The 8618-nt window shown below is 72.7% G+C and carries 9 protein-coding genes; 6 read left to right on the top strand and 3 right to left on the bottom strand.

What is annotated here, in order from left to right; all coding sequences use genetic code 11:
- Positions 1-693, top strand: a 693-nt coding sequence (locus tag JHD21_RS18010) for a response regulator transcription factor (RefSeq protein ID WP_292677970.1), incomplete at its 5' end; no start/stop codon positions are given.
- 158 nt (positions 694-851) lie between these two features.
- On the opposite strand, the gene JHD21_RS18005 is transcribed toward JHD21_RS18010, so the two are convergent.
- Positions 852-1640: a sugar phosphate isomerase/epimerase gene (locus tag JHD21_RS18005; RefSeq protein WP_292677968.1), complete on the bottom strand. Its 789-nt coding sequence runs from the start codon at positions 1638-1640 to the stop codon at positions 852-854.
- On the bottom strand, positions 1637-2578 hold the full coding sequence (locus tag JHD21_RS18000; RefSeq protein WP_292677965.1) for a Ppx/GppA phosphatase family protein: 942 nt from the start codon (positions 2576-2578) through the stop codon (positions 1637-1639). Before JHD21_RS18000 ends, JHD21_RS18005 begins: the two co-directional genes overlap by 4 nt.
- Before the next feature lie 43 nt (positions 2579-2621).
- Here JHD21_RS18000 and JHD21_RS17995 point away from each other — a divergent pair, with 43 nt between their 5' ends.
- From JHD21_RS17995 to JHD21_RS17985, 3 genes are all read left to right on the top strand, one after another.
- Positions 2622-3389 carry a hypothetical protein gene (locus JHD21_RS17995; RefSeq protein ID WP_292677963.1) on the top strand — a complete coding sequence of 256 codons (768 nt, stop codon included), beginning with the start codon at positions 2622-2624 and terminating at the stop codon, positions 3387-3389.
- A gap of 196 nt (positions 3390-3585) precedes the next feature.
- Positions 3586-4224 (top strand): VOC family protein, encoded by a 639-nt coding sequence (locus JHD21_RS17990; RefSeq protein ID WP_292677961.1) that lies wholly within the window; start codon positions 3586-3588, stop codon positions 4222-4224.
- Positions 4149-4928 (top strand): class I SAM-dependent methyltransferase, encoded by a 780-nt coding sequence (locus tag JHD21_RS17985; RefSeq protein WP_292677959.1) that lies wholly within the window; start codon positions 4149-4151, stop codon positions 4926-4928. Before JHD21_RS17990 ends, JHD21_RS17985 begins: the two co-directional genes overlap by 76 nt.
- A 111-nt stretch (positions 4929-5039) precedes the next feature.
- Here the strand turns inward: JHD21_RS17985 and JHD21_RS17980 are convergent, their stop codons facing one another.
- Positions 5040-6083 carry a LacI family DNA-binding transcriptional regulator gene (locus JHD21_RS17980; protein WP_292677957.1) on the bottom strand — a complete coding sequence of 348 codons (1044 nt, stop codon included), beginning with the start codon at positions 6081-6083 and terminating at the stop codon, positions 5040-5042.
- A 153-nt stretch (positions 6084-6236) separates the two neighbouring features.
- Between JHD21_RS17980 and radA the strand changes: the two genes are divergently transcribed.
- Positions 6237-7661 (top strand): DNA repair protein RadA, encoded by a 1425-nt coding sequence (gene radA, locus JHD21_RS17975; protein ID WP_292677955.1) that lies wholly within the window; start codon positions 6237-6239, stop codon positions 7659-7661.
- A 102-nt stretch (positions 7662-7763) separates the two neighbouring features.
- Positions 7764-8618 (top strand): DNA integrity scanning diadenylate cyclase DisA (disA, locus tag JHD21_RS17970; RefSeq protein ID WP_292677953.1); only part of this gene is annotated, 855 nt, incomplete at its 3' end.

Below are 8618 nucleotides of genomic sequence, written 5' to 3'. Positions count from 1 at the left end.
ATCCGGGTCCTCGTGGCCGACGACCAGACGCTGGTCCGGGCCGGCTTCCGGGCGCTGCTGGAGTCCGAGGACGACATCGAGGTCGTCGGGGAGGCCGTCGACGGTCTCGAGGCGGTCGTCCTCGCGACCGAGACCCGGCCCGACGTGGTCCTGATGGACATCCGGATGCCGCGGCTCGACGGTCTGCAGGCCACGACGCAGATCACCGCTGACCCGGCGCTGCGCGGCACCCGCATCCTGGTCCTGACGACCTTCGAGCTCGACGAGTACGTCTTCGGCGCCCTCCGCGCCGGAGCGTCCGGGTTCCTGCTCAAGGACGTCGAGCCCACGGCCCTGATCGACGCGGTCCGGGTCGTCGCCGACGGGCAGTCCCTGCTGTCGCCGCGGGTCACCGGGCGGCTCATCGAGGCCTTCGTGACGTCGGGCGGCCCTCCGGGAGACTCCCGGGCGGAGGACGCCGCGCCGGACGCCGGAACCGAGGCCCTCCTGGCCGACCTCACCCCGCGGGAGCGCGAGGTGCTGACCCTGGTCGGCCGCGGGATGTCCAACCAGGAGATCGCTGCCCACCTGGTGCTGTCGCCGCTCACCGCCAAGACCCACGTCTCGCGGCTGTTCCTCAAGCTGGGCGCGCGGGACCGGGCTCAGCTGGTCGTGACGGCGTACGAGACAGGACTCGTCGGGCGGGCCGGCTAGATGACTGATTCCCAGGGATCGTGCAAGCGAGCGGCGCTCAGCGCCGCGCTGGCAAGGCGCCGGAGCGGCGTCGTACTCGGTCGTCCGACCAGCGACGGCAACGCGGCCAGCGTGGATGCTGGGCGTCGCGGAGCGTGCGAGCCCTGGGAATCAGTCATCTAGGGCGTGCGGACGGCCAGGAAGTGCTCGCGGGCGAACTCCAGCGACTCCCGCAGGTCGGCCTCGCGCTCGGTCCGGGTGTTGCACTTGCGGGTGTTGATCTCGACCACGATCTCGCCGGAGAACCCGGTGCCCGCCACGTGCTCCAGGAACGCCGCGGCGCCGACCGAGCCGCGCCCGGGGACCAGGTGCTCGTCCTTGGCCGACCCGGTGCCGTCGGTGAGGTGGACGTGCCGCAGCCGGTCGCCCAGGCGGTCGGCCATGGCGATCGGGTCGGAGGCCGCGATCGCCGCGTGCGAGAGGTCGATGGTCGTGTTGGCGTAGGGCTCCTGGGACGGGTCCCAGCCGGGCAGGTACATCTCGATGCCGCGCCGCGAGGAGGCCCGCCACGGGTACATGTTCTCCACCGCGAACGCGATGCCGGTCGACTCCTCGAGGGCGGCGATGCCGTCGACGAAGTTGGCGGCGTACTCCTTTTGCCAGCGGAACGGCGGGTGCACGACGACCACCTCGGCGCCGACCGCCGCGGCCATCTCGGCCGAGCGCTCGAGCTTGCCCCACGGCTCGGTCCCCCAGACCCGCTGGGTGAACAGCAGGCAGGGAGCGTGGATCGCCGAGACCGGTACGCCGTGGTGCTCGGAGAGCTGCGCCACCGTGGAGATCTGCTGGCTCAGTGCGTCGATCACCATGACCTCGACGGCGTCGTAGCCGACCTTCGCGGCGTACCCGAAGGCGTGTGCCGTCGACTCGGGGTAGACCGAGGACGAGGAGAGCCCGATCCGGGTCACTGGGCGCCCAGGACCGACATCTGGTCGATCCGCTCCAGGATCACGCCCTCGCGCAGCGCCCAGGGGCAGATCTCCAGCTCGTCGAGCCCGAAGATGTCCATGCACCCCTCGGCGACCAGTGCTCCGGGCACGATCTGGTGCCGCCGGCTGGGCGAGACGCCCGGCAGCGACGCGAGCTCCTCGGTGGGCATCGCGACGAGCTTGGGGATCCACTCCCGGAGCTCGGCCAGGGGCAGCGTGCGCGGCACGAGCGCACCGTCGCCGGACGGCGCCGCCCCGCAGATCCGGGCCAGCGAGCGGAACGTCTTGGAGGTCGCGGCCGCGCGGTCGGGCGAGCCGGCGCGGAGCAGGTGGCCGGCGTCCCGGGCGATCTCCGCGCGGATCTCGCGGCGGATCTCGCGGACGCCGTCCTCGCTGGGCGCGCCGTCGCGGAAGTAGGTCCGGGCCAGCCGGGCCGCGCCGAGCGGCAGGGACCAGGCCACGTCCGGGGACTCGTCGGCACCGCCCGCGATCTCGAGCGAGCCGCCGCCGATGTCGAAGACCGCCAGCCGGCCCGCGGACCAGCCGAACCACCGGCGTACGGCCAGGAAGGTCAGCCGGGCCTCGTCCTCGCCGGACAGCACGTCGATGCGCACGCCGGTCCGCTCCCGCACGTGCTCGAGCACCTCGTCGGAGTTGACCGCGTCGCGCACCGCCGACGTCGCGAACCCGAGGACGTCCTCACAGCCCTTGTCCTCGGCGACCAGCAGCGCCTCCGCGGTGAACGAGGTGAGCGCGTCGATGCCGCCCTGGTCCACGGCACCCGCCTCGTCGAGGTGCTCGGTGAGCCGCAGGGGCTGCTTGTGGGAGAACGCCGGGAGCGGCGCGGCACCCCCGTGCGCGTCGACCACGAGCAGGTGCCCGGTGTTGGACCCGATGTCCAGGACGCCTACCCGCATGGGTCAAACGTACTCGCGCCGCCGTCGCCCGTAGGGTTGCCGGGTGCCCGAGGTCGACCTGGTGTTCCCGCGTGCGTGGGTCGAGTTCGTCAACCCCGCCGACGAGTCCGAGGTCATGCGCTGCGACCTGACCTGGCTGACGTCGCGGTACACGTGCATCTTCGGGCAGGGCTGCCACGGCATCTACAAGACCTCCCCCGACGTCGGCTGCTGCACGCTCGGCGCGCACTTCGCCGACAAGGACGACGAGAAGCGGGTGGCGGAGTACGTCGGCCAGCTCGACGAGACGCTGTGGCAGCTCAAGCCCGCGGGCAAGCTGCGCACCCGGGACTGGGTCGACAAGGACGACGAGGGCGAGCGCAAGACCAGGGTCGTGGAGGTCGACGGCCAGGAAGCGTGCATCTTCCACAACCGCCAGGACTTCCACCTCGGGGCCGGCTGCGCGCTGCACGCCCTGGCCTACGTCCTGGAGAAGGACCCGCTCGAGACCAAGCCCGACGTCTGCTGGCAGCTCCCGATCCGGCGTACGTTCCGCACCGTCGAGCGGCAGGACGGCACCAGCTACACCGAGGTGTCGATCCAGGAGTACGACCGGCGCGGCTGGGGGCCGGGCGGGCACGACCTCGACTGGTACTGCTCCGGCAACACCGAGGCGCACGTCGCCACGGAGCCGCTCTACATCACGTCGGCCAACGAGCTGGTCGCGCTGATGGGCCAGGCGGCGTACGACGAGCTGGCGAGGCACTGCGAGGAGCACCTGGCGTCGCGGTCGCGGCTGGCGATCCATCCCGCATCTCGAACACCCTCGTGAGCCTCGGCCCCGGACGGGCTTGAGGACGCTCGCTCCGCTCGCGAGCTCCGCCGTCGTCATGCCCGCCGGAGCCGATCACGAGGAGTGCTCGCTCCGCTCGCAAGGCTCGCTTCGCTCGCACGCGCGACTCGTCTCGATATCGAGAGACTGCGACCCCGATGTGCGGCGTCGCAGATGGCTTGTTCACAATCTCTGCATGCGTCTCGACCATCTCTCCTTCGCCGCCGGGCCTGACGGACTGGCCGGGACGGCCGAACGTCTGGGCGCCCTCCTCGGGACGTCGTTCACCGACGGCGGCGTGCACCCGCGCTTCGGCACCCGCAACATGATCCTGCCGCTGACCGACTCGACCTACCTCGAGATCGTCGAGGTCCTCGACCACCCGGCGTCCGACAAGGCGCCGTTCGGCCAGGCCGTGCGCGCCCGCTCGGCGCACGGCGGCGGCTGGCTGGGCTGGGTCGTCGCGGTCGACGACATCACGCCCCTCGAGTCCCGGCTGGGCCGCGAGGCCGTGGTGGGCAACCGGCACCGCCCCGACGGCACCGAGCTGCGCTGGCGGCAGATCGGCGTCAACGGGCTCATCGCCGACCCGCAGCTGCCGTTCTTCATCCAGTGGGAGGTCCCCGCCGAGCTGCACCCGAGCGCGGGTGCCGACGGCCGGTTCTCCCTCGCCTGCCTGGAGATCGCCGGCGACCCGCAGCGGGTCAGCGAGTGGCTCGGCGAGTCCGTCGAGGCCCCGCTGGAGGACGTCAAGGTCGAGTGGGTCGCCCCCAACGGCACCCCCGGCATCAACGCCGTGCAGATCCAGACCCCGACGGGTCTCGTCCGGCTCTGACCGCGCGACCCGGTCCGCTTCGCGGGGCTCGGCCCAGCCCCAACATCTGGCACCACACCGCGACCTACGAGGTCGAGAACCGCGCCGCCGACCCCGACGGCCGGCTCTGGGCGGCCCTGGAGTCCCTCGCGGACTGGCGGGGCCGGGACGTCCTCGACCTGGGCTGCGGCACCGGGTTCCACCTGCCGCGCTTCGCCGGGACCGCGGCGTCCGTCGTCGGCGTGGAGCCGCACCCGGACCTGGTCGCGCTGGCGCGCCGGCGTACCCGCCGGCTCGCCCATGTCACCGTCACTACCGGGATGGCCGAGGCGGTGCCGCTGCCGGACGCCTCGCTCGACGTGGTGCACGCGCGCTGGGCCTATTTCTTCGGACCGGGATCGGAGCCCGGCCTGGCCGAGCTCGACCGCGTCGTACGCCGGGGCGGGACCGCCCTCGTCGTCGACAACGACCCGACCCGCTCGACCTTCGGCGGCTGGTTCCGGCGCGGCTACCCCGACGTCGACCCGGCCGCCGTCGAGCGGTTCTGGTCGACACACGGCTGGACCCGCGAACCCGTCGACATGGGCTGGCGGTTCACCTCGCGCGCGGACCTCGAGGCGGTCGTCCGGATCGAGCTGCCCACCGCCGTCGCGGAGGACGTCCTGGCCAGCCACGAGGGCCTGGAGGTCGACTACGCCGTGAACGTGTGGTGGAAGCGGTTCTGAGGCGGACGGGCCTGGCGGCGGGGTCACCGGATATCCGGGGACCTTCTCGCTTCTGCACCGAGATCTAGGTGCAGAAGCGTCGGGGTCACCGGATATCCGGGGACTCCGCCGCTAGCTCGACCCGCGGACGACCAGGGTCGGGGTGAGGAGCACGCCGCGGGTGTCGCCGCTCGGGGGGCCGAGGAGGTTGGCCAGGGCCTTGACCACCTCGACCGCCACCTCCTCCAGCGGCTGCCGGACCGAGGTGAGGCCGGGCGGGACCACCTGCGCGACCTGCGAGTCGTCGAAGCCGGTGACCGCGACGTCCGGTCCGGCGCGCAGGCCGCGCTCGGCCAGGGTGTGCAGCACCCCCATGGCCAGGGTGTCGGAGGCGCAGACGAACGCAGAGGGGTGCGCCTCGTCGAGGAGGACGCCGCTGGCCTCCCGGCCCGACGCCACCGTGTCCTCGACGCGCGAGGCGAGGCCGGTGGTCGACAGCCCGCGGGCCCGCATCGTCCGGGACCAGCCCGCCCGCCGCTCCTCGCCGAGCAGCGAGTCCTTGCGCCACCCGATCCACGCGATCCGCTCGTGGCCCTTGTCGATGAGGTGCGTGGTCGCCAGCTCGGTGCCGGCCGCGCCGTCGACGTCGACCCACGGGTGCCTGGCGTCGGGGTCGTTCCACGGTCGGCCGAACGCGACGAACGGCGCCCGGCGGTCGTTGAGCCAGTCGGCCTGGGGGTTGCCGAGATAGGTGTCGGTCACCACGAACGCGTCGACGGCCGTCGAGCGGAGCAGGTCGTCGTAGCCGGGCAGGTCGTCCTCGGGGTCACCCGTCTGGGCGCCGGTGAACAGCAGCACGTGGTAGCCGACCGCACTGGACGCCTCCACCAGTGAGTGCACGAACCGGTCCATCTGCGCGTTGGCGGTGCCCTCCTCGACGGCCTTGATCGGCAGCCCGACCAGGTGCGAGGAGCGCGTGCGCAGGTTGCGGGCCGCACGGTTGGGCAGGTAGCCGAGCTCGGCGATCGCCTCCTGCACGCGCTGCAGGGTGTCGTCGCGGAGCAGCTCGGGGTTGTTGACGGCGTTGGAGACGGTCTGGCGGGAGACCCCCGCCCGCTCGGCGACATCGGCCAGCGTCGGCGGCGTCACCGGCAGCCGGCTCAGGATCCGGGACACGTACACCTCCCCAAGCGACGCGCGTCTTGATCGTTCAATGGATCGTTCAAACCGTGTCAACGGACAGGATAGCCACGGCACACCCGTGCAGGTGACGGTGCGGCGGCGGAGTGGCGGCCCCGCAGTGTCGGAGGGGCGATCTAGGTTCGCCACATGGCCAAAGCAGCTCGAGCTCCGCGCCCCGCCTACCGCTGCAGCGAGTGCGGCTGGGAGACCGGCAAGTGGGCCGGCCGCTGCGGCGAGTGCCAGGCGTGGGGTTCGGTCGCCGAGGCGGCCGCACCGTCCGTGCGTACGGCGGCAGCACCCGTCACGACCGCGGCGGTGCCGATCGGGGACGTCTCGGTGGAGCAGTCCCGGTTCCGCAGCAGCGGGGTGCCCGAGCTCGACCGGGTCCTCGGCGGGGGCATCGTGCCCGGCGCGGCGATCCTGCTCGCGGGCGAGCCCGGGGTCGGCAAGAGCACGCTGCTGCTCGAGGTGGCGGCGCAGACCGCCCGCTACCAGCACCGCGCGCTCTACGTCACCGGGGAGGAGTCCGCCTCGCAGGTCCGGCTGCGCGCCGACCGCACGGGGGGCGTCCAGAGCGAGCTGTTCCTCGCCGCCGAGAACGACCTCGGAGCCGTGCTCACCCACATCGAGGAGGTGCGCCCGACGCTCTTGGTCGTCGACTCCGTGCAGACCATCGGCGCCGCGGGCATCGAGGGCGTGCCCGGCGGGGTGACCCAGGTCAAGGAGGTCGCGGCCGCCCTGATCCGGGTCGCGAAGACCCGCAACATCGCCACGGTCCTGATCGGGCACGTCACCAAGGACGGCTCGATCGCCGGGCCGCGGGTCCTCGAGCACCTCGTCGACGTCGTCCTGCACTTCGAGGGCGACCGCAACTCCCGCTTCCGGATGGTCCGGGCGATGAAGAACCGGTTCGGCCCGGTCGACGAGGTCGGCTGCTTCGACCTCGGCCCCGAGGGCATCACCGCGGTCACCGACCCCACCGGCCTGTTCGTCGAGCACCAGGGCGGCACCGTCCCCGGCACCTGCGTCGCGGTCACCATGGAGGGTCGCCGGCCGATGCTCGCCGAGGTCCAGGCGCTGGTCACGCCCTCGCCGTTGGAGCGCCCCCGACGGACGACGTCCGGCCTCGACGGGTCCCGGGTCGCGATGGTCCTGGCGGTCCTGGCCCAGCACTGCGGCCTGCGGCTGCACTCCCACGACGTGTTCGCCTCCACCGTGGGCGGCGCCAAGCTGTCCGAGCCGGCCAGCGACCTCGCGGTGGCGGTCTCCCTGGCGTCCGCCACCCTGGGCACCCCTCCCCCCGCGGGCGTCGTCGCGATGGGCGAGATCGGGCTGGCCGGTGAGCTGCGCCGGGTCCGCGACCTGCCGCAGCGGCTGGCCGAGGCCGCCCGGCTGGGCTTCCGGGTCGCGGTGGTCCCCGCCGAGCGCTCCGCCGAGCCGCGGGGCCCACGGGCGGTCAGCACCCGCGAGCTGGACGGCATGAAGATCCTCGAGGTCCCCGACGTCGCCTCGGCGCTGCGGCTGCTCGCCCTCACCAAGGAGCGGCACGGGCTGCGCGCCGTGGACGAGTGACGAGGAAGCCGAGACCTCCGCGAGGAAGGCCGAGACTTAAGTAGCAGGGGCACGACACCTCCCTGCCTTACGCTTCCCCTGCACGAGTGAACGGGAGCCCCCATGGCCGAGCGGACCGACGAACAGCTGCGCCTGCGCGCCACGCTGGCCTCGATCGCGCCCGGGACCGCGCTGCGCGACGGCCTCGAGCGCATCCTGCGTGGCCGCACCGGGGCGCTCATCGTGATCGGCAGCGACCGCACCGTCGAGTCGATCGCCACCGGTGGCTTCGACCTCGACGTGCCGTTCACCGCCACCGGGCTCCGCGAGCTCGCCAAGATGGACGGCGCGATCATCCTGGACCGCGACCTGACCCGGATCCTCAAGGCCGCAGTGCACCTGATGCCCGACCAGTCGATCCCCTCGGAGGAGACCGGCACCCGGCACCGCACCGCCGACCGCGTCGCCCGGCAGACCGGGTTCCCCGTCATCTCGGTGTCGCAGTCGATGCAGATCATCGCGGCGTACGTCGGCGAGACCCGGCACGTCCTGGAGGAGGCCGGTCAGATCCTGGCCCGGGCCAACCAGGCGCTGGCGACCCTCGAGCGCTACAAGCTCCGGCTCGACGAGGTGTCCAGCACCCTGTCCGCGCTGGAGATCGAGGACCTGGTGACCGTCCGCGACGTGGCGGTCGTGGCCCAGCGGCTTGAGATGGTCATCCGGATCGCCGCGGAGATCGAGGACTACGTGCTCGAGCTCGGCACCGACGGCCGGCTGCTGTCGCTCCAGCTGGAGGAGCTCATCACCGGAGTGGACGCGGAGCGCGAGCTGGTGATCCGCGACTACGTCGCCGGCGGCCGGCGCAGCCGCAACCCCGAGCAGCTGCTCCAGAAGCTCGAGTCGCTGTCCTCGACCGAGCTGGTCGACCCCTCCTCCACCGCGCGGGTGCTCGGCCTGGCCAGCGGCGAGCTCCTGGAC

The organism is Nocardioides sp. (assembly GCF_016462705.1).
Classification (GTDB): Bacteria; Actinomycetota; Actinomycetes; order Propionibacteriales; family Nocardioidaceae; genus Nocardioides.
This window is presented reverse-complemented; position numbering and strand designations above follow the sequence as displayed.

Excerpts from the sequence above, each read along its gene's own strand:
- JHD21_RS18000 (WP_292677965.1), bottom strand. The coding sequence starts at position 2,578 with ATGCGGGTAGGCGTCCTGGACATCGGGTCCAACACCGGGCACCTGCTC.
- JHD21_RS17990 (WP_292677961.1), top strand. The coding sequence starts at position 3,586 with ATGCGTCTCGACCATCTCTCCTTCGCCGCCGGGCCTGACGGACTGGCC.
- radA (WP_292677955.1), top strand. The coding sequence starts at position 6,237 with ATGGCCAAAGCAGCTCGAGCTCCGCGCCCCGCCTACCGCTGCAGCGAG.